The organism is Zarconia navalis LEGE 11467, assembly GCF_015207075.1.
GTDB classification, from domain to species: domain Bacteria; phylum Cyanobacteriota; class Cyanobacteriia; order Cyanobacteriales; family Geitlerinemataceae; genus Zarconia; species Zarconia navalis.
Map to the genome: position 1 here is coordinate 1 of NZ_JADEXN010000023.1, position 19,461 is coordinate 19,461.

General features: G+C 48.5%; 16 protein-coding genes. 13 read left to right on the plus strand and 3 right to left on the minus strand.

Going from position 1 to position 19,461, the window contains the following annotated elements; translation table 11 throughout:
- Together IQ235_RS02500 and IQ235_RS02505 are read left to right on the plus strand one after the other, a co-directional pair.
- A partial coding sequence (locus tag IQ235_RS02500; RefSeq protein ID WP_502652372.1) for a WD40 domain-containing protein occupies window positions 1-2,519 on the plus strand: 2,519 nt, incomplete at its 5' end.
- A gap of 81 nt (window positions 2,520-2,600) precedes the next feature.
- On the plus strand, window positions 2,601-4,991 hold the full coding sequence (locus IQ235_RS02505; RefSeq protein WP_264319920.1) for an ATP-dependent Clp protease ATP-binding subunit: 2,391 nt from the start codon (window positions 2,601-2,603) through the stop codon (window positions 4,989-4,991).
- 186 nt (window positions 4,992-5,177) lie between these two features.
- On the opposite strand, the gene IQ235_RS02510 is transcribed toward IQ235_RS02505, so the two are convergent.
- The gene (locus IQ235_RS02510) at window positions 5,178-5,420 is read right to left on the minus strand and encodes a hypothetical protein (RefSeq protein ID WP_264319921.1); all 243 of its coding nucleotides are present in this window, start codon (window positions 5,418-5,420) and stop codon (window positions 5,178-5,180) included.
- 113 nt (window positions 5,421-5,533) lie between these two features.
- On the opposite strand from IQ235_RS02510, the gene IQ235_RS02515 reads away from it, so the two are divergent.
- Complete coding sequence (locus tag IQ235_RS02515; protein ID WP_264319922.1) at window positions 5,534-5,770, plus strand: NfeD family protein; 237 nt, start codon at window positions 5,534-5,536, stop codon at window positions 5,768-5,770.
- Between the two features lie 242 nt (window positions 5,771-6,012).
- Here IQ235_RS02515 and IQ235_RS02520 read toward each other — a convergent pair whose 3' ends face one another.
- Together IQ235_RS02520 and IQ235_RS02525 are read right to left on the minus strand one after the other, a co-directional pair.
- Window positions 6,013-7,419 (minus strand): (Fe-S)-binding protein, encoded by a 1,407-nt coding sequence (locus IQ235_RS02520; RefSeq protein ID WP_264319934.1) that lies wholly within the window; start codon window positions 7,417-7,419, stop codon window positions 6,013-6,015.
- Window positions 7,420-7,491: 72 nt separating this feature from the next.
- Window positions 7,492-8,808, minus strand: coding sequence for an FAD-binding oxidoreductase (locus tag IQ235_RS02525; RefSeq protein ID WP_264319923.1), 1,317 nt, complete (start codon window positions 8,806-8,808; stop codon window positions 7,492-7,494).
- A 243-nt stretch (window positions 8,809-9,051) separates the two neighbouring features.
- On the opposite strand from IQ235_RS02525, the gene IQ235_RS02530 reads away from it, so the two are divergent.
- The 10 genes from IQ235_RS02530 to IQ235_RS02575 all read left to right on the plus strand — a co-directional run.
- Window positions 9,052-9,504 carry a tellurite resistance TerB family protein gene (locus tag IQ235_RS02530; protein ID WP_264319924.1) on the plus strand — a complete coding sequence of 151 codons (453 nt, stop codon included), beginning with the start codon at window positions 9,052-9,054 and terminating at the stop codon, window positions 9,502-9,504.
- A gap of 110 nt (window positions 9,505-9,614) precedes the next feature.
- Window positions 9,615-11,690 (plus strand): dynamin family protein, encoded by a 2,076-nt coding sequence (locus IQ235_RS02535; RefSeq protein ID WP_264319925.1) that lies wholly within the window; start codon window positions 9,615-9,617, stop codon window positions 11,688-11,690.
- A gap of 259 nt (window positions 11,691-11,949) precedes the next feature.
- Window positions 11,950-12,504 (plus strand): SLATT domain-containing protein, encoded by a 555-nt coding sequence (locus IQ235_RS02540; RefSeq protein WP_264319926.1) that lies wholly within the window; start codon window positions 11,950-11,952, stop codon window positions 12,502-12,504.
- Window positions 12,501-12,953, plus strand: a complete 453-nt coding sequence (locus tag IQ235_RS02545) for a nucleotidyltransferase domain-containing protein (RefSeq protein ID WP_264319927.1) — start codon at window positions 12,501-12,503, stop codon at window positions 12,951-12,953. Before IQ235_RS02540 ends, IQ235_RS02545 begins: the two co-directional genes overlap by 4 nt.
- A 222-nt stretch (window positions 12,954-13,175) precedes the next feature.
- Window positions 13,176-14,177: a nucleotidyltransferase family protein gene (locus tag IQ235_RS02550; RefSeq protein ID WP_264319928.1), complete on the plus strand. Its 1,002-nt coding sequence runs from the start codon at window positions 13,176-13,178 to the stop codon at window positions 14,175-14,177.
- A 34-nt stretch (window positions 14,178-14,211) separates the two neighbouring features.
- A complete protein-coding gene (locus tag IQ235_RS02555; protein WP_264319929.1) occupies window positions 14,212-15,117 on the plus strand; it encodes an S-4TM family putative pore-forming effector in 906 nt (301 codons plus the stop codon).
- Between the two features lie 273 nt (window positions 15,118-15,390).
- Entirely contained in the window at window positions 15,391-15,720 is a 330-nt protein-coding gene (locus IQ235_RS02560; RefSeq protein WP_264319930.1) for a hypothetical protein, read from the plus strand.
- 184 nt (window positions 15,721-15,904) lie between these two features.
- Window positions 15,905-16,465, plus strand: coding sequence for a hypothetical protein (locus tag IQ235_RS02565; protein ID WP_264319931.1), 561 nt, complete (start codon window positions 15,905-15,907; stop codon window positions 16,463-16,465).
- Between the two features lie 251 nt (window positions 16,466-16,716).
- Window positions 16,717-18,804 (plus strand): dynamin family protein, encoded by a 2,088-nt coding sequence (locus tag IQ235_RS02570; RefSeq protein ID WP_264319932.1) that lies wholly within the window; start codon window positions 16,717-16,719, stop codon window positions 18,802-18,804.
- A gap of 46 nt (window positions 18,805-18,850) precedes the next feature.
- On the plus strand, window positions 18,851-19,461 hold a 611-nt coding region (locus IQ235_RS02575; protein ID WP_264319933.1), incomplete at its 3' end, for a Uma2 family endonuclease.

Below are 19,461 nucleotides of genomic sequence, written 5' to 3' on the forward strand. Positions count from 1 at the left end.
AACGAGATCTCAACGATTTAAAAGTCGAAATCGAACGGTTACCCTTAGTCCTCGAAATTCTCAAAAAAGCCGGCTTGGTTTTCTTTCTCCCCGAAGTTCCCCACCACCGCTATCAACTCGTTCACGATTACCTAGTTCCCATCATCCGCGCCAGGCAAGAACTCGCCCGAGTTGCAGAAAACCAGGCCTTGCGAGAGCAACACAAACTCCTTGTGCAACTCGCCCAAGCCCAACAAGAAAAAGAACGAGCCGGTGCCCGCCTTAAAGGCGCGCTAATTGCGATTCTGACCGGGACCATCGCCAGCGCCCTCGTTTTTAGCGTCCTGTGGCAGCGAGCGACCCAATTGCAAAAAGAAGCAGCGATCGCCTCAATTGAAGCCCTCAATGCCGCCTCCCAATCCCTACGCCTCTCCGATAATCGATTTGAAGCCCTGGCGGCAAGCGTGCGGGCCGGCAAGCAATTTCAAGAACTCAAAGGAGATCGAGCCTCTGGTTATCTCAAAAGTCAAACCCTCAACCAACTGCAACTGGCCCTCTACGGGATTGCCGAACGCAACCGCCTCGAAAACCATACTAATAGCGTCCTCGAAGTCAATTTCTCCCGCGACGGTCAATGGATCGCGACTGCGAGTGCCGATCGCACGGCGAAAATTTGGCGACCCGACGGGACTCTGGTGCAAACCGTCGAGCATAAAAACGAAGTCAATAGCATTACCTTCAGTCCTGACAGTCGAACCGTTGCCACGGTCAGCGGCGATCGAGTCAGACTTTGGCCCCTCAACGATCCGAGCCAGTCGATTTTCATTTCCACTGGCGATTCGTCGATCGAGGGAACCCAAACCCGACCGCCAACCCGAGCGACCTCTGAATATACTGCCACCCGAGTTCGCTTCTCTCCCGACGGTCAACTGATTGCCACGGCTCACACGGACGATAACACCGTTAAATTGTGGAAAACAGACGGGACCCTGGTTCGCACCCTAGAAGGTCATCAAAATTGGGTTCTCGATATCAGCTTCTCCCCCAACGGCCAAACGATCGCCTCGGCGAGTTTAGACGAAACGGTGAAAGTGTGGGACATCGACGGGCGAAACCTCGCCACCCTCCCCGGTCACGATTGCGGTCGCGATACGCCTTGCGGCGTGACTAGCGTCGATTTCAGTCCCGATGGCACCCTAATTGCCACCGCCAGCCAGGATAAAACCGTCAAACTGTGGCAGCCAGACGGGACGTTCGTACGCAAGCTCAAAAACGATGCCTGGGTGTGGGATGTGAGCTTTTCTCCCGATGGTCGCACCCTGGCGATCGCCAGCAGAGATAATACCGTCAAACTGCGGACGATCGAAGGCGAAGAACTCCAGATCTTGCGCGGTCATCAAAAACAAGTTCGTAGCGTTAGTTTTTCCCAGGACGGTCAGACCATCGTCTCTGGAAGTGACGACAATACCATCGTTTTGTGGGATCGCAAGGGTGAAGAAATGCCCGTTCTCAAAGGACATGGCGATCGCATGTCCCCAGACTCTCTCCGGGACGATGACAATAGTAACGCGAGTATCGTCTTTGCCGTCAGTTTTTCGGAGGATGGTAAGACGATCGCCTCTGGAAGTGCAGATAAGACCGTGAAGCTGTGGGATCGCCAGGGAGACCTCTTACAAACCCTAGAAGGTCACCAAGGAGCCGTCAACTGGGTGGGATGGAGTCGGGACGGTCAAACCCTTGCCAGTGCCAGCGAAGATGGCACTCTCAAGCTCTGGAGGGGGGACGGAACCCTTGCCAAAACCCTCAACCACGGTCGCGGCAACCCCAACGGCGACGAAGCCTGCCGGGACGAGGGTGCTGCTAACTGTCCGGGGATTGAAAGTGCGAGTTTTAGTGCTGACGGTCGGTTAATTGCGACGGCCGGGGGAAATACCTTGAAACTGTGGAACCGAGATGGTTCTCGGCGGCAAACCTTTCAGCTCGACGGCGACGAGATGGCCATCAACAGCGTAGCGTTTGCCCCGGACGGTCAATTTCTGATTACCGGACATGACGATCGCCTCGTCAGACTTTGGAACCTGCAAGGAGAGATCGTCAAAACGCTGCGAGGACACAGTGGGTCGGTGCAGTGGGTGACCGTCAGTCCCGACGGCGAGATCGTCGCTAGCGCCAGTTCCGATAAAACCGTCAAACTTTGGCGACTCGACGGTACCGAAATCGCGACCTTAGCCGGTCATATTGCCCCGGTCAATTGGGTGAGTTTCTCCAGCGACGGCAAAACCCTCGCCAGTGCCAGCGATGCGGTCAAACTCTGGCAGCTCGATGAAGAACTCGACAATCCCCTGCTCACCACTCTCGAAGACGATAACACGTCGGTTTGGAGCGTCAGTTTCTCCGGCGACGGCAAAACCCTCGCTAGCAGCCGGGCCGATGGAACGGTGGTGTTGTGGAATCTCGATTTTGACGATCTACTCGATCGAGGTTGCAACTGGATCGAAGATTATTTGAGGGCCCGCGACAATCGAAATATTTGCGATTAGATTGAGAAAAACGACGATGGCAACGTGGAGCATAGGGCATAATCATAGAAATAGGCAAGAACGAGAGACGATAGTTGGCTGATGGCAGTATACTCGCCTAGCACGATTTTGGTTTGGAATATTGCCGCGATCGAGGCAAAAAGCGGCAAATCCTCCCAAATCGACCCCGCACATCTACTTCTGGGAGTTTGCAAGCTCTGCGACCTCGATCCGGAACGCTTCTGTCCCCGACCCATCCGGCGCGATCGGGCGCAAAAGCAGGAATTCGTCACGGATGTCGAAACCCTGCGACAGTGGTTTGACGCTTGGGGACTCGATCAGACTCAATTCCGCCGTCGGCTGCGCTCGGAAATCGCCCGCGCCCAGGCCAACCGGCTCGATCGGGGGATCGTTCATCGCTCTCCCATCTCCCGGCGCGTATTCGAGCGGGCGGAGGAAATTGCCATGCTCGGTACGGATGACAACCCCGTTCTGCGCCCCTGTCACCTCTTACAAGCGATTCTCGAACTTCCGGCTTCTCCCTGGGAAAATTTGCTCGAGGAAATGGGAGTGTACAATCTCGAAACTCCGCCGTTCGATCCCGCAGAGGGCGATCGACAGCTCGAACAAAACGCCCCCGTCTGGATGGAAGCCGAGCCGCTTTTTCCCCGACAATCCCAGCAAGATACCCCCTTTCTCGATTGCTTCGGTCGCGATTTGACCCACATGGCTCGCGACGGTCAGCTCGACCCGACCATCGGACGACAAGCCGAAATTAATGCCCTTGCCAGCATTTTGATGCAACGACGCAAGTGCAATGGAATTTTGGTGGGGGAAGCGGGAGTGGGGAAAACCTGCATCGTTGAAGGACTAGCTCATTGGTTGGAAACTCCGGCGACTCCTGCGGCCTTGAAAAATAAGCGCATCGTCGAAATTTCTATGGCCGGACTCCTGGCAGGGTCGAAGTATCGAGGGGAGTTTGAAGAGCGGATGCAGGCGCTGATTTCCGAAGCAACCACGGCCAACGACGTGATTTTGTTTATCGATGAAATTCATACGGTGCTTGGGGCAGGCGGAGGCGGTGCCAGCGATGCGGCAAACATCCTCAAACCGGCTTTGGCTCGGGGGGAGATTCAGTGCGTGGGGGCAACCACCGTGCGGGAATACCGCGCGACGATCGAGACGGACACGGCCCTAGAGCGGCGCTTTCAGACGATTTGGGTCAACGAACCTTCTCCTGAAGAAACGGTCGCCATTCTCAAGGGGTTGCGCCCCCAATTTGAGGCGCACCACAACGCGATCGTCTCCGACGAGGCGATCGAGGCGGCGGTGGAACTCGCCGAGCGATACTTGACGGATTTACACTTGCCCGACAAAGCCATCGATCTGATCGATCGCGCTTGTGCTGACGTGCGGTTGACGGTGGCGGCCGAACAAATTGGCTATACCGGTCACTGTCGCATCGGCGAAAGCGATATTCTGTCGGTGGTGTCCCAGCGGTGTAAGGTTCCCATCGAACGGCTGACCCAAAACGAGCGCTCGCGCCTGCTGTCTTTGGAAAAGATCCTCCAAGGACGGGTGATGGGCCAGGAGGAGGCGATCGAAACGGTGGCGAATGCCATCCGCACCGCCCGTGCGGGACTCAAAGACCCCCACAAACCCATTGGCGTTTTTTTGTTCGTGGGGTTGACGGGAACTGGAAAAACGGAGTTGGCTAAGGCGTTGGCTCAATGCCTGTTCGACGACGAGCGCCAACTGATTCGAGTGGATATGTCGGAATACATGGAACCCCACGCCGTCTCTCGTCTCACCGGCGCGCCGCCGGGGTACGTGGGGTACGATCGCGAAGGGCAACTCACCAAAGCCGTGCGATCGAAACCGTACAGCGTCGTGTTATTCGATGAAGTGGAAAAGGCGCACCCGAAGGTGTTGGATCTGTTTTTGCAAATTTTCGACGAGGGACACCTCACCGACAGCCACGGCCGTCACATCTCTTTCAAAGAAACGGCGATCGTTCTCACCTCAAATTTAGGGACTCAATCCCTGCAAGCCTCTCGTTCCCTGGGATTTGGCTTGGGGGACAGCAGCACCGCAATCGAGAGATCGGTTTACCAACGGCAAATCCAAGACGCGCTGCAACAGTCTCTGCGTCCGGAGTTGCTCAACCGCATCAGTCAGGTGGTGTGGTTCTATCCCCTGAGTGCCGAGGTGGTACGGCAGATTATCGACAAAATCCTCGCCAACTTGCACCCTCGCTTAGAAGCCCAAAAACTCTTTTTGCAACTTACCGATGGGGCTTACGAGTTCCTGATGCAAAAAGGCTACAACGCCCAATATGGAGCGCGGGAAATGGAGCGGACGATCGATCGGTTTTTAGTGCAACCTTTGGGGCAAGCGCTGCTCGCTGAAAGATTTCTACCGGGAACGACGATTTGGGTCGAAGCGCGAGAAGAAGGATTAGTTTTACTCGATGGGGCTTCGAGTAGTGCGTAGAATGTTTTAGATGGTAATAGTTCATGTTTTGAATGAGACTTTTAAACCCGTCGCCGGAGTCATTTTATTCCTCTCTCAAATCGATTTGAGCTTCAACACAAATCCCGGTAATATATCTTCTCCAAATCACTGAGTTGTTTATTCCGTCCCTATTCTTGGGCACTGTTTATTCTGATTGACAATGGATTACGATCGAGCGAGCGATGAGAAGTCATAGCGCTTCGGTGTAACGAATTCCGATCGCTCGTGGGTCAAATTCAAAAACAAGATGACAGTGCGAGCCACAAATTGACGGGCGAAGCGAGAAGTTAAATGCGACAGGTCTCGCGCCCAAAACCGCTCGATATCGAACCAGCGATACAGATGCCCGCCTGCTGACTCCGGAACGACATCCCACTCATCGACGTTGATTGTAAAAAGCTCCAGCATCGGGCAAAGTCAGGCACAAATCTGCCACAAGTCAGGCACGATCGATCGCGGCCTCGTCACGAACTCAGACAGGGATTCACGATGATATAAATATCGAATTCAACCTAACTGATATGCAAAACAACCGACAGACTAACAGCTTTCAATTCTTTTGCGGTCGCGCGATCGTCGATGAAGCGATCGAACCGGGCAAGCGGGGACGGGTGCGATTCCGGGGTTCCTTTTGGTTCGCCTGTTGCAACTCTCCCGTAACCCTACATCCCGGTACGGCCGTGCGGGTGGTGGGACGCAATAAAGGCACCCTACTCGTTGACCCCATCTCCACCGCTCAATTCCCCTGTGCTGGATAATGTCAACGGTCACCTTTAGAAGGATGGTTGCCAACAACCGTCCTCTCAGTTTACAAGCGCTCGGTCATAAGTTTGACCCGAACGTAAAGTTTTAGGATAAAAAAAAGAGCTGGCTTTGATGTTTTTATTCATTCATAAAGATGTTTTGAAGCATCTTCTTTCAGTCAAAGGAACGTGACCTTTTACTGATGACTTAAGTCCAAAAAACTGTGATGACCTCAAAATACCGAAGACTCCAGCCCCTAAATCTCTAGCTTCTCTCCTCGCATCGATAAATCCAACAATTCGATCGGATGTCTGAGGGGAATCACTCGCCCTTGCAACTGCAAATGTTTCTGAATTTGCAACGAACAACCGGGATTCGCCGAAGCAATTAAATCTGCCCCCGTATTCGCTAAGTTTTCCACCTTTTGCTGCCCCAATTCGTCGGCAACTTCCGGTTGCAACATATTATAAACCCCCGCACTTCCACAACACAGCGATGCGTCGATGGGTTCGCGCAATTGAATGCCAGGAATTTGCCCTAAGAGTTGGCGCGGTTGGGCGCTAATTTTTTGCCCGTGTAGCAGATGGCAGGCATCTTGATAGACAATAGTTAAATCCCGATCGCAAATGGGATGCAACTCGGCGGTTAATCCCGCTGTAACTAAAAATTCATTCACATCTTTTACCTGGGCGGAAAAAGCGATCGCCCGCTCTCGATAAGCCTCGTCATCCTGTAAAATATGACCGTACTCTTTGAGGGTATGTCCGCATCCGGCAGCGTTGATAATCACCGCATCCACATCAGTTCCAGCGAAGCTATCGATGGTTTGACGGGCGAGGGTTTGGGCTTGTTGTTCCTGCCCTTGGTGAGCGGGTAAGGCAGCACAACAGCCTTGGGTTTTGGGAATCACCACTTCGCAGCCATTTGCTGTCAGCACTCGAACGGTGGCTTCGTTGACGGGATGGAAAAAGAAACGCTGCACGCAACCGAGCATCATTCCGACTCGAAACCGTTTCTCTCCTTTTGCCGGAATCACCTCGGGAAACGAGGCATTCATCGCACTGGCTGGAATTTGCGGTAAAATCGATTCCATTGCCCCTAACCGAGCAAAAACTTTGGAGAGCAATCCACTCGATCGCACCAGTTTTTGTAAGCCAGATTTCTGATAGAAATAGAGAGGAATTAAAATGGCTTTCAGGCGGTTGGGATAGGGGAATAAATTGAAAATCAGAGTGCGTAAAAGACGATCGTCACTCGATCGAGAAACATTGCGCTCTACTTGCGGGCGGGTGGCAGCAATCAGCTTATCGTACTGCACCCCTGACGGGCAGGTGGTGACGCAAGCCAAACAGCCCAAACAGGTATCGAAATGTTCCGATGCCATCTCTAAGTCGGCTTCCCCTTTTTTGATAGCATCCATCATATAAATGCGCCCCCGAGGCGAATCCATTTCCGTCCCCAAAACTCGATAACTCGGGCAAGTGGACAGGCAAAATCCGCAATGAACGCAGGTATCGATTAAGGATTGCTTTGGTGGATGTTTCGCATCGAAGCTTGTCGGCTGTAGGTCTTCTAAATGAGGGTTTTGCCCAAGAAAGTTACTGTCTTTGGCGGGTTTGAGAGAACTGATAGACGTTGACATTTTATTTTCAGAAGATTGCATTTTCGTCAAGAGATTATCTCTTCGATTTTGAATATTTTAAAAGTCGTTTTTCAAAGCGCAACATTCGATCGACTAAACCAAAAATCGATCGGGATTGAGAATATTTTTCGGATCGAACTTATTTTTAATCGTTTTCATTATCTCGATCGCGTTGCCACTATATCCCCAAATATCGAGTTTTGGCTTAACAGAAACCGGCGCTTCGAGAATGCTCAAAAAGCCGCTTGCTTTCTCGCAACCCGATCGCAATCGAGCCACTCGATCGAGATACAATTGTCCGTCCTTGCCATTAATTTGAACCCGTCCCAAACCGCTACCGGCGTGGATGATGCCGATCGCATTTTCGGGTAAAAGCTTATCGAGTAACGTCAAAATATTAACCGCTTCGGTGGGGATAACTCCCATTTTGCCGGTCATTTGAGTTTCTCGATCGCCCGATTCCATGAGAATTCGCGATCGCTGCCATAAGTCCGTCTCTGCGTCATCTCGATAATTCTGGTGTTGCAACCCCAATTTTTGCGCCACTTCCACAACCCGATCGCATTGTTCCGTCACGCTTTCGGGTAAACTCTGGAAACGTACCATCAACCCCAAGCCATCGCCAACTTCCAACGCAGCGATCGATCCAGTAGAGAGAAGGTCAATGGCCGTAGGAGTGAGTGCCGAAGAGAGAATGGTTTGCGCGGCCGTTGCAATGCCATCAGCGGTTCCCGTCAGTACCAACGTCGCTGAAGCTTCTGGAATCGGATACAGTCGAAACGTAACCTGGGTAGCAATTCCCAGCGTTCCGTAGGAACCCGTTAGCAACTTCATCAAATCGTACCCGGCGACGTTTTTCACCACCCGTCCCCCGGCTTTGACCAGTTCGCCATCGTGGCGGCAAAATGAAATCCCCAGCAGTTGGTCTCGGACGCTGTTGTAGCGATGTCGCCAGCTTCCCCCATCCCCTGTTGCCACGATGCCGCCGATGGTAGCTTGATTTGCATAAGCCGGATCGATCGCCAAAAACTGGTTATTCTGCGCCAGCAAGTTCTGGATATCGGCAAGTTTTACCCCCGCTTCCACCGTCAGGGTAAACTCCTCCACGGCGTAGTCGATAACCCGGTTCAACCTTTGGGTACTCACCACCAGATTTGCACCGTCCGCCAATCCCCCCCAGTGGAGTTTGCTGCCTCCCCCGGTGGGTAATACTCGCCATCGGTTGCGCTTGGCGAGTGCCATCACCTGCCCCAATTCTGCTGGGGTTTGGGGAGAGACTAGCAGTTCTGGTTGAGTTTGTGGGGTAACAGCCGCCAAAATCTGCTGGCATTTCTCCGGCGGGAGGTCTTCCCACTGGCAAATGCGATCGCGGTCGATGATTTTTGTGAGTTCTGCTGCGATTGCGCCCATGCTTTCCCCTATCCGATCTTGTTTGAAGCCTATACAATCATCGTACAGATCGACGAAATTTGCTTCGAGTTAACGTCTGTGAGCCAGGTCAGATAGTGATAAGCTGGAGCCAATATTGAGAGGGAGTTCAAAGCCATTATTGAGGATTGAATCCACTTCGAATTTGCTGCCACAGTAGCTTGCAGAATTCTCCCCAACTCAATCATCTTAATCTCTATCGATCGAAAATTTGGAGGCGCGCAAATGACTATTTGCTTTGATGTTTCCGAAGCCTTTATGGCTGTGGGAATTACGATAATCTCGGCTGACGAACGCTGTACGGCCCAAGAAACGGCAATGATGCTGGAGATGTTCAAAACCCTGAATATTTTGACCGTTGCCCCCGACAAAGACTACGAAGAAGTCTGGGAAGCGCTTTTCGATCGCACCTTAAACAAAATAAATCGCGCGTTTCCCGATCGAAATTTATCACTCAACGAGACTCAACTGACCCTACTGATGGCGGCAATTCTCAAGTCTATCCCTCAAGATCGAACCGAAACCCTCTTTCGCCTCGCCGTTGCCGTTGCCGTTGCCGATGGCATCGAACCTCGAGAACTTGCCATTATCAAGCAGTTAAAAAAAGCCTTAGAAATCGATCCGGAACTGACGCGCAAGATTGTCGCCGAGAGTAAGGCGATGGCGTTGAAGTCTTAGACTGAATTCGGAGGTGCCCAAGCGCGGAGTTCTAAGTGACAATTGAGAAACCGGTCGATGAGTTGCGATCGCCTAGAAATCCCCGGATAAAATAAGCGCGTCCGTCTCGCATGACCTACAAGATCGTGAAATCTGCAAGCTTTCTAGGAAATTTAGAGCAAGTTGCCGCCGTCCGCACCCAAGCGGCAAATTGTTTGAGTAACATCGCCCAAACCCTCTCTCAATCGCAAAAAGATGCCAAATCTGGCTCGTTGGAAGTCCAACGGGAAATCGAAGATATGACGATTGCCAGCGAAAATCTCCGTCAAGGGAGGTTTCGCTTGCTGGTTCTCGGGGATATGAAACGGGGGAAAAGTACGTTTCTTAACGCGCTGCTGGGGGAGAAACTTTTACCCAGCGATGTGAATCCCTGTACTGCCTTGCTAACGGTGTTGCGCTACGGAACCGACAAGCAAGTCACCCTTCATTTCAACGATGGCAAACCCCCGAAAAAGCTGGATTTTAAAACCTTCAAACGGGAATATACTATCGACCCCGGCGAGGCTAAACAATACGAACAAGAGCAAAAATCGGCGTTTCCCGATATCGATTATGCGGTGGTGGAATATCCCCTGCCGTTGTTGCAACAGGGAGTAGAAATTGTCGATAGTCCCGGTCTCAACGATACGGAAGCCCGCAACGAACTATCTTTGGGGTATATTAACAACTGCCACGCCATCCTCTTCGTGTTGCGATCGACTCAACCTTGCACCCTAGGCGAACGGCGCTATCTGGAAAACTATATAAAAGATCGGGGACTGACGGTGTTTTTCTTGGTCAATGCCTGGGACCAAGTGCGCGAAAGCCTCATCGACCCGGACGACCCCGAAGAAATCGAAGAAGCCGAATACAAACTGCGGCGGGTGTTTAAGTCCAACCTAGCCGAGTACTGCCAGGTGGAAGGTCACGACTTTTACGACGAACGAGTATTTGAAGTGTCGGCATTGGATGCCCTGCGTAAGCGCCTCAAAGATGCCGATGCGGATTTAGAAGGGACGGGATTTCCCAAATTTCTTGATGGGTTGGGGACGTTTTTGACTCAAGAACGGGCGGTGTCGGAACTGCGGCAGGCGCGGACTTTAGCGCGGCAGGGAAACGATCGCATCGGGGAAGCCATTGACGTGCGGGTTTCATTGCTCGATCGCGATGTTGACCAATTGCGAGAGAGTATTGCCGCAGTGGAACCGGAATTCGAGCAACTGACATCGATTCGCGATCGATTTAGGGAAGAAATTCGCAACCTTCGCGACAGCAAAGCGCAAACCGTTGCCGACTCGTTTCGCAGCTACGTGCTTAATTTAGAACATACATTTGAATCGGATTTCTTGCGCTACCAACCCAACTTGAACGTAATGGACGTTCTCGATGGGAATCGCCGCCGACATTTTGAAGACAGTCTCAAACAAACCTTCGAGCAATATATTAACGATAAGATTGCCGATTGGAGTTTGGAAGCGGAACGGGAAATCGATCGCGGCTTTAAGGAACTGTCGCAACTGGCGGCCCGCTACGGCGACGATTATGCCAAAGTCACCGATACCATGACTGAAAAACTCACCGGGCAGGTTCGGACGAAAAACCTCGATTCGGTGGATGAAAATAACGCGCCGTCCTGGGCTGCTTGGGCGATGGGGTTGGTGTCCCTGGCATCGGGCAAGTTAGCTGGGGCGGCGTTGGCGCAAGCGGGGTTTAATTGGAAAAATATCCTCTTGAATATGATGGCCGTGGTTGGTATTGGCGGGGCGATTACGATGCTGTCGGGAATTGTGTTGGGCCCGATTACCCTGATGCTGATTGGTTTGGGGGTAGGGGCGCTGCAAATGGATTCGGCGCGCAAAAAACTGATGGACGCGACGAAGCAGGAGTTGGTGAAGTATCTGCCCCAAATTGCCCGAGAACAGTGGCAACCGGTTTACGATGCGGTGAAGGAATGTTTTGATGCCTACGAACGGGAAGTGGGCGATCGAATCGACGATGATATCAATTCTCGTAAGGGGGAGTTGGAGAATTTGGTGAAGCAAAAAGAGCGCTTTGAAATCGATCGGGAAGCCGAAGTGGCGCGGTTACAGCGGTTGGGGACGGATGTATCCGATCGGGTGGCGCAGTTGGAGGTGGTGTATCGGGAGTTTCTGGCAATGGCGGATTAATTCAGTTTCCGGGTCAGGTGGGCAGTTTGGAAATCGGTGTAAAGCTTAAATCCTCATCAGAGAAACTGCCCATCCTACAACTCCATCAATCTCTACTCGACCTTTCTCAGAAATGCTGGTTTTCAAGAGAGTTTGATTCTGAATTTTTAAATACACGAGTACAAACTGCTATATTTTGGATCGAGGTTATAACTGTGCGGTATAAAGTAGCTTAAAACTTTTCCCAATATCCAGCACAGATGCTGAAATAGTACATTTCATGAATACTGAATCTTTATTTAAACAAATAGAAAATGAGTTCCAAAGGCATCTAGTAGATTGTCATGATTCTAAACGAGCGCACTTCGATCTTGCTGATTACTATTATGAAAAAGCCAACATGCTCTACTATATCCAATCATTTGGACTCGCAGCCATAACTGCTTGGTTATTGAGCACCCAATTCGAGGGTTTTCTTCCCAAAGATAGTTCAATAGTCAGGGCAACACCTACAGTGTTAGCTATTATTGTATCTGTACTAACAATTGTTGAGCATGTTTTTCGATTTAAAGATAGGGCTTTTACTCATGAGCAGGCGGCCAAGAGATATCACACCCTTTGGAGAGCGTGTAAGAACTGGAGAACGGATTTTCCAGATGACTCAACAATAGAGCAAGCCCGATTGGTCGTTCAAAAATACCGAGAACAGCTAAATGATATAAATCGTGACGCACCTCATCTATCATCGGTACTTTGGCGAAAAATCGAAAGAATTAGGTCGAATTCTAAAAATAAAGATGTATCAAAATACTCTTTTGAAGAAAAAATGAAATGATATCTATCGTTAAAAAAATAATTTACCATTTAGATGACTTATATTGTTTATGGGCTATTGTCGGTGGATGTAATCTCTACTTGAGAGGTTGCATACCATATACTAACGATATTGATATTATTACAAGCAATGAGGACGCAAGATTAATTTTTGACAAACTAGAAAAATATGCAAAAAGAAGAATATCTTACTCTGAGGTAGAAAACGTCAGATGTAACTTTTTTCAAGCGACCATAGATGGTGTCACTATTGAAGTGATGGGAACCCCAGAGAATAAGATCGATGGTAGATGGATTAGAAATACCAACTGGGTTCTTAATGTTGAGTATATTCTTGTTAGTGATATGCTCGTGCCAGTGACAACACTTGACTATGAAAAATCTATCAATAAAGAGTTAAAAAACTGGATGAGAGTCAAATATATTCAGAATTGTATGAATTTTGAATAGACCAGAAAAAGATCGAGTAATCGGTGAAGCTTAAATAGTATCTGTGTCCAGTAATTAGGAAAGTGATCTATACAACTAAACTCATAGGTTCGGCTATCCCTATCCCTGAGTAATCCAGATGCATGGGTTATGAAGCTATGATAAAACCTACATTGAGTTTCAAATTTTAAAGAATATACTCAATGCGGAAGCTCCCTTGAATCCTAATGCAGTTGAAGAATTATGGTTAAAACGGTTAACGAAGCCTTCACCGTTTTTCTAAGAGATCGTGTCAACCTCGATCCTGGTGAGACTCAGAAAGCAAGATGCAGCCGAGACTGGCTATTCACTCAAATTAACTTATTTCCAAACAAAGACGCAAGCTTTCCAAGTTTACACTCAGAAAAAGATATATCCCTTGGTTCTTTTGCGAGACGCACCAAAAAAAGAGAACTTGATGATATCGATCTGATGATTGCTCTGAGCGCCGAAGGAGGTGTCTATGAGGAGTTCGCAGACAGGATTGATATTTATGTCTCCGATTACGATTTCAGACTAAAAACGCTTTGCATTGATAATACAAATATCCTTAACTCACGAATAGTAATAAATAAGTTCATCAGTCTCCTGGAGAAAGTTGAACTATATGAAAAAGCCGAAATCAATCGCAATCATGAGGCGGCAACTCTCAACTTGAAGAGCTATACTTGGACATTTGATATTGTGCCTTGTTTTTTTACACAAAGAGACTGGTTGAATAAAGATTACTATCTTATTCCTGATGGTCAGGGATATTGGAAAAAAACAGATCCAAGAATTGACAGGAATCGAGTCACTAAAATCAACCAGTGTCACGATGGCAATGTGCTGAATGTAATCAGATTGATGAAATATTGGAATAAAAGACCAACAATGCCATCGATGTTGTCATATCTACTTGAGAACATGATTCTCGACTTTTACTCAACTCATGAGACAAAAGCATCTAAATCTGTCTATTTAGAAGTTCCCAAAATATTGGCATATATTCAAACTGCCATTTTTTATGAGGTTTGCGATCCTAAAGGAATTCAGGGCAACATTAATCAACTCAGTCATGAGGATCGATGTAAAATATCGAATAGAGCATCGTTGGATTCTCTAAAAGCTATATGTGCTAAGAATTTACAGGAAAATGGAGACTTGAAGGGTTCTATTGAAAAATGGAGAGAAGTCTTTGGAGGACATTTTCCAACCTATGCTTGAGGGAATATCTCAGTAAAAGTTTTTCCGATCGTCAATGAATAATATTCCTCAAGAGCAAAATACCCAAAGTAGATTAGAGTTATTGGCTGCACAGCGTCAGCTTTATTCTGATGCTAAGACATTACAACTTGTTAGTATTATCGTCAGTGTTCCGGGAGTAATTGTATGGTCTATTTTGGTTGCTCTATTTCCTTCACTGACTGTTTATTCTGCCTCCTGGAGTCTGGTTGCTATATTCCTAGAACTGCTTGTATTTTCACAGTCACGAAAATCTATTCAAAAGAAAGCTGCCAAAATTCAACAAATATTTGACTGTGAAGTTCTTCAGTTTAAGTGGTCAACCTTGAACTGTGGAGGTCGTGTTGAGCCGGAAACAATTGTTGATTCTGCCAATAGATATAAAGATAAAAATCCAAACTTTTCCAAGCTCCAAGATTGGTATCCTGTTAGTGTTAGTCGATTACCAATCCACCAGGCACGTATTATTTGCCAACGCTCTAATATTTGGTGGGATGCTCAATTACGTCGCCGTTATTGTAGATGGATAGTCATTACCCTGCTTGTATTGATAATTACTGCTCTTCCTATCGGCTTAATTCGAAGCTTAACCTTAGAAAATTTTTTACTTTCTGTTCTATTTCCATTAAGTCCAGCTTTTGTCTTTGGAATACGTCAATATACCGAGCATAATGAAGCTGCTGCTAGGCTCGATGGACTCAGGGAAAACTCAGAATTACTTGTCCAAGCAGTAATTAATGGAAGGTCTACTAAGCCAGACCTTGAGAAAGAATCATACAGCCTGCAAATGCAAATATATGACAATCGTCGGCGCAGTCCACTGATTTTGGACTGGATTTATTCATTGTTAAGGAAAGAAGATGAGGAGAAAATGAATAAAGGTGCTGAATCCTTAGTTTGCGAATTAACTCAAAGACCTTAGGCTTAGACAAAAATAGCAGTACTTTTTGATTCAAATCCAAACTGTGAAATAATTATAAAATTTATTTAATATCTTTCGCAAATATTGATTAGGAGTAGCGCTTCTGTGCTTCTATTAACCCGGAACAATACTCCTGCATGAGACGCTACGCCCTAACGCAGCCTGGGCACAGGCTATACACGAAGCGTTTGCCCCGACTCTCCCATCGATCGCATAAAAAAGACTTGTTATATTGACAAAATAAATAGGCGCAAGCATCCAGGAGAAGAAACGATGGCAATACCAGAGGATCGAGAACGAGAACTCGAACAAAAAGAACGAGAACTGCACGAAAGAGAACGGGCCATTCGCCTTAAAGAACTCGAAGACGAACTGAATAAACCCAGCGATCCACCCTATTACGAGACCCAAAAACACGAGAAACCGGAAGGGAAACTGAAACGATGGTCGAAAAAACTGACAGAAATCGCGAAGTTCTGCGGCATCGTCATTGCAGTGATTGTCAGTATTAGAATTGCCACTTGGCTGACGACTTTGGTTATCGTTGGCGGAGTGGCATGGGTGGGGTACAAGCTGTTTGTAGAAGGCGATCGCTCTTCTTAAGGTGACAGATAATGGCAGAAAGTTACAAAAAAGTATTTTCTGCATAATCGAGCCAAAAAGTGCCGATAACTTCATGAAAAGTCTATTTCTCGATCGCTATATGCTGTCACCTCACCGATTCGATCGAGGGTGAGTCGCTCCTTTTGATCCCTTGATATCTAAAAACCATCGTAGGTTCAATATTATGAAGACCTGGTCGAAATGGTTTCCCTCTGCCAACTCCTGGATGAGTGCGGTTCTACTCGTCCTGTTGATGCGGGGAATCTCTGAAGTTGTCAAAATTATTATGAGTCTGGGGGATTCGATCGCTCATATTTCCCCTAAGTTGACACTCGTTTTCTACTGTGCGGCACTGCTGTCACCAATTCTGGTTATTGCTGTTACCCACCATTTACTCCACGGCGTTTTCGATCGCTGGTTTCCCGAAACTCGCATTCCCGAAGTGAATCCAGTGCAGGGATTTTTCCCCAGTTTGATGAGTTGGTGGGAAGGGTTATTTGGCTGGCAGACGATCGCGCTGATTACCCTCGTGGGTAGCTTATTTCAGTTTCTTTTCGTTCCGTCTTTCAATTCACTCTCCTATAGCCTGTTTCATAATGTTTTCGGTGCGTGGGACGAGTTGAAAGAATTCTTTAAAGTGGCAAATCTCGTTCGCCTTTTGACAGCAGCCTATCTGTATCAGTTCGAGCATTTAGTTCGCCAGCATTTGATTGCCATTGGCGCGCAGGCTTCTTCTGAGTCTTAGAGATATCGGGTGCATTTACTTCAACAGGACTTACGCAAAGTTTCTACTTGTAGGGTGTGTGGAGGCACGAAGCGCACCACAGCAACTAAATGCGTATATGCGTAAATTCTATTTAAGACTGATGCTTCATTTTAGCTGAAATATTTGGAAGTGAAGCGCACAGCATTACGCATCACAAGTACTGACCGATCCATGAGTAAGTCACTCACGCGATACATCATCCAGTTTAAAGCAACTAGAGGAAAATTTGAATGGTTAGCCAACTCGAAAAGCAGAGTTTAATTGACGATCTCGATCGATTTGCAGAAACTCGACGAGAAATTGCCGATCGACTGAGTCAGATTGCCGAGACGATCGAGCGAGGAGAAGCTGAAGGCGAAACGCGATCGGGAAAGTTTGAACTGGCAACGGAAATAACCGACTGCAAAACGGCAAGTGAAAATTTAAAGAACGGTGTTTTTCGCTTACTGGTTTTGGGCGATTTGAAGCGCGGCAAAAGTACCCTGCTGAATGCATTACTCGGCGAAAAGCTTTTACCCAGCGATGTGAATCCTTGCACCGCCATTCTGACAGTCTTGCGCTACGGAACAGAAAAGCAAGTCACCCTCTTTTTCAAGAACGATCGACCGCCTCAAAAACTTGACGTTCAAACCTTTGTCCGAGAGTACACCATCGATCCGGATGAGGCGAAGACTCTCGAAGCCCGCAGCCAGCTTGCCTTTTCCGAAGTAGACTACGCCGTTATCGAATATCCCTTACCCTTGCTAAAAAAAGGGATTGAAATCATCGATACGCCCGGTCTCAACGATACAGAAGCCCGAAATCAACTAACCCTCGGCTATCTCAACAAATGCCACGCAGTTTTGTTCGTTCTCGATGCGACTCAGCCGTTGACTTTAGACGAGCATCGCTATCTGGATAATTATATCAAAGATCGGGGTTTGACAGTCTTTTTTATTCTGAATGGTTGGGATAAAATTCGCAAAGGGGCGATCGATTTAGACGACCCAGAAGAACTTGCCGAAGCGGAAAATAAAATTCGGACGGTATTTAAAACGAATTTAAGTCCATACTGTCAGGTTGACGGACAAAATTTCTACGAGGAGTGGGTTTTTGAAGTGTCGGCGCTGAATGCATTGCGACAGAAGCTCAAATTTCCCGATCGCCCCATCGAAGAAACGGGTTTACCGGCTTTATCCAACGCTTTAAATACATTTCTCACCCAAGAACGTGCCGTTGCCGAACTGCGACAAGCCCGCACCCTAGGTTCCCAAGCACATAACCGCTTGCGAAAAGCGATCGAACGGCGCATTCCATTATTAGATCGAAATGTAGAAGAATTGAAACAACGGATTCGATCGACCCAACCGGAATTCGATCGACTCAAAGAGATTCGCGATCGCTTCCAAGCCGAAATTCACCAAACTCGCGATCGTCAAGCTAAAGAAATTTCCGAGTCGTTTCGATCGTACATTTTAGACCTAGGCAGCACCTTTGAAACAGACTTCGTTCGCTACCAGCCAGAGTTACAGTTTCTCGATGCTCTCAGTCAAGGGAAACGCGACGAGTTCAAAACGCAATTTCAACGAGCCTTCGAGCGCTATATCAACGAGAAAGTTCTAGCCTGGGAACGCACTGCCGAACGAGACTTAAGCAAGGCGTTTTCTCAACTGGCGCAAAGTGCATCGAGTTACGGCACCCAATACACCCAAATTATCGATTCGATCTCGGAAAAATCCATCGGGCAAAACGTTCGCGTCCATGGGATGCTCGAAGATGAAAAGATCGCCCCCGGATGGGCAAACTGGGCGATGGGTTTCGTTTCCCTGGCGACGGGAAATGTTGCCGGTGTGGTTCTAGCAGGTGCCGGATTCGATTGGAAGAATATCCTCGTCAACTATTTAGGGGTAATTGGAATTAGTAGCTTTTTACTAATTTTTTCCGGCGGCTTATTAGCCTCGATCGGAATTTGGGGTATTCCTTTACTCGGTTTGGGAGTCGGCACGTTTCAAGTGGATAAAGCCCGCCAAGAGCTAATTCGAGCCACTAAAAAAGAGTTCGTCAAATATTTACCCCAACTCGCCCAAGAGCAACAGCAGGGGATTTACGATACCGTTATCGCCGGTTTTGAAGATTACGAACGAGAAGTCATCGGGCGCATCGATGGCGATATTGCCTCTCGCAAAGCCGAACTCGACAATTTGCTAGACCAAAAAGAATCTCGTCAAATCGATCGCGACGCAGAGGTTTCGCGTTTGCAAACCCTAGAAACAGAGGTTCGTTCCCAAGTCGAACAACTCGACGGGATTTATCGAGGTTTCTTCGCGGCGATCGAATGAAGTTGCGATAGATTAGTGAATATTTAGAGCGTCCGCGCAAATCATCATGTTAGCCACCTCCCCCACTAACAACATCACCTGGGAAAAGTTACCCGATGATTTCGTATTGCCCGACGACCCCGTGGATAATATCGACCAACCTGCCCTGGCTGCGGCTTTAACCGCCAGCTTGCAGCTTGCCGGAAGGCTGCCCGAAACCGCCCTCACCCCCACCAACTACGGCATTTGCGCCACCCTGAATGGCAAATTTGTCGTCAAAGCCCCAGATTGGGCCTATATTCCCCACATCGCCGTTCCCCGAGAGGAGGTGGTTCGCAGCTACACTCCTCGCCTTCAGGGGGAACTACCGGCGATCGTTCTGGAGTTTCTCTCCGATACCGACGGTGGCGAGTATTCCGTCAAAGAAACCTATCCGCCGGGGAAATTCTTCTTCTACGAACGGATTTTGCAAGTACCCAATTACGGCATTTTCGATCTCGAAACGGGCACGTTAGAACTCTATCGTCTCGGCGAAACCGGACGCTATCGTTTGGAATCGGCCAACGAAAACGGACGCTTCTGGATACAGTCAATGCAGCTTTTTCTGGGGGTTTGGCAAGGCACTCGCGAAAACCGTCAGGGTTACTGGCTGCGGTGGGGGGATGAGGGCGGGAAGTT

What these genes read in the sequence shown, in the direction of transcription:
- IQ235_RS02530 (WP_264319924.1), top strand. Translation starts at nt 9,052, where the DNA reads ATGACTATTTGCTTTGATGTTTCCGAAGCCTTTATGGCTGTGGGAATT.
- IQ235_RS02560 (WP_264319930.1), top strand. Translation starts at nt 15,391, where the DNA reads ATGGCAATACCAGAGGATCGAGAACGAGAACTCGAACAAAAAGAACGA.
- IQ235_RS02545 (WP_264319927.1), top strand. Translation starts at nt 12,501, where the DNA reads ATGATATCTATCGTTAAAAAAATAATTTACCATTTAGATGACTTATAT.
- IQ235_RS02510 (WP_264319921.1), bottom strand. Translation starts at nt 5,420, where the DNA reads ATGCTGGAGCTTTTTACAATCAACGTCGATGAGTGGGATGTCGTTCCG.
- IQ235_RS02570 (WP_264319932.1), top strand. Translation starts at nt 16,717, where the DNA reads ATGGTTAGCCAACTCGAAAAGCAGAGTTTAATTGACGATCTCGATCGA.
- IQ235_RS02535 (WP_264319925.1), top strand. Translation starts at nt 9,615, where the DNA reads ATGACCTACAAGATCGTGAAATCTGCAAGCTTTCTAGGAAATTTAGAG.
- IQ235_RS02520 (WP_264319934.1), bottom strand. Translation starts at nt 7,419, where the DNA reads ATGCAATCTTCTGAAAATAAAATGTCAACGTCTATCAGTTCTCTCAAA.
- IQ235_RS02555 (WP_264319929.1), top strand. Translation starts at nt 14,212, where the DNA reads ATGAATAATATTCCTCAAGAGCAAAATACCCAAAGTAGATTAGAGTTA.
- IQ235_RS02540 (WP_264319926.1), top strand. Translation starts at nt 11,950, where the DNA reads ATGAATACTGAATCTTTATTTAAACAAATAGAAAATGAGTTCCAAAGG.
- IQ235_RS02525 (WP_264319923.1), bottom strand. Translation starts at nt 8,808, where the DNA reads ATGGGCGCAATCGCAGCAGAACTCACAAAAATCATCGACCGCGATCGC.
- IQ235_RS02505 (WP_264319920.1), top strand. Translation starts at nt 2,601, where the DNA reads ATGGCAGTATACTCGCCTAGCACGATTTTGGTTTGGAATATTGCCGCG.
- IQ235_RS02515 (WP_264319922.1), top strand. Translation starts at nt 5,534, where the DNA reads ATGCAAAACAACCGACAGACTAACAGCTTTCAATTCTTTTGCGGTCGC.
- IQ235_RS02565 (WP_264319931.1), top strand. Translation starts at nt 15,905, where the DNA reads ATGAAGACCTGGTCGAAATGGTTTCCCTCTGCCAACTCCTGGATGAGT.
- IQ235_RS02550 (WP_264319928.1), top strand. Translation starts at nt 13,176, where the DNA reads ATGGTTAAAACGGTTAACGAAGCCTTCACCGTTTTTCTAAGAGATCGT.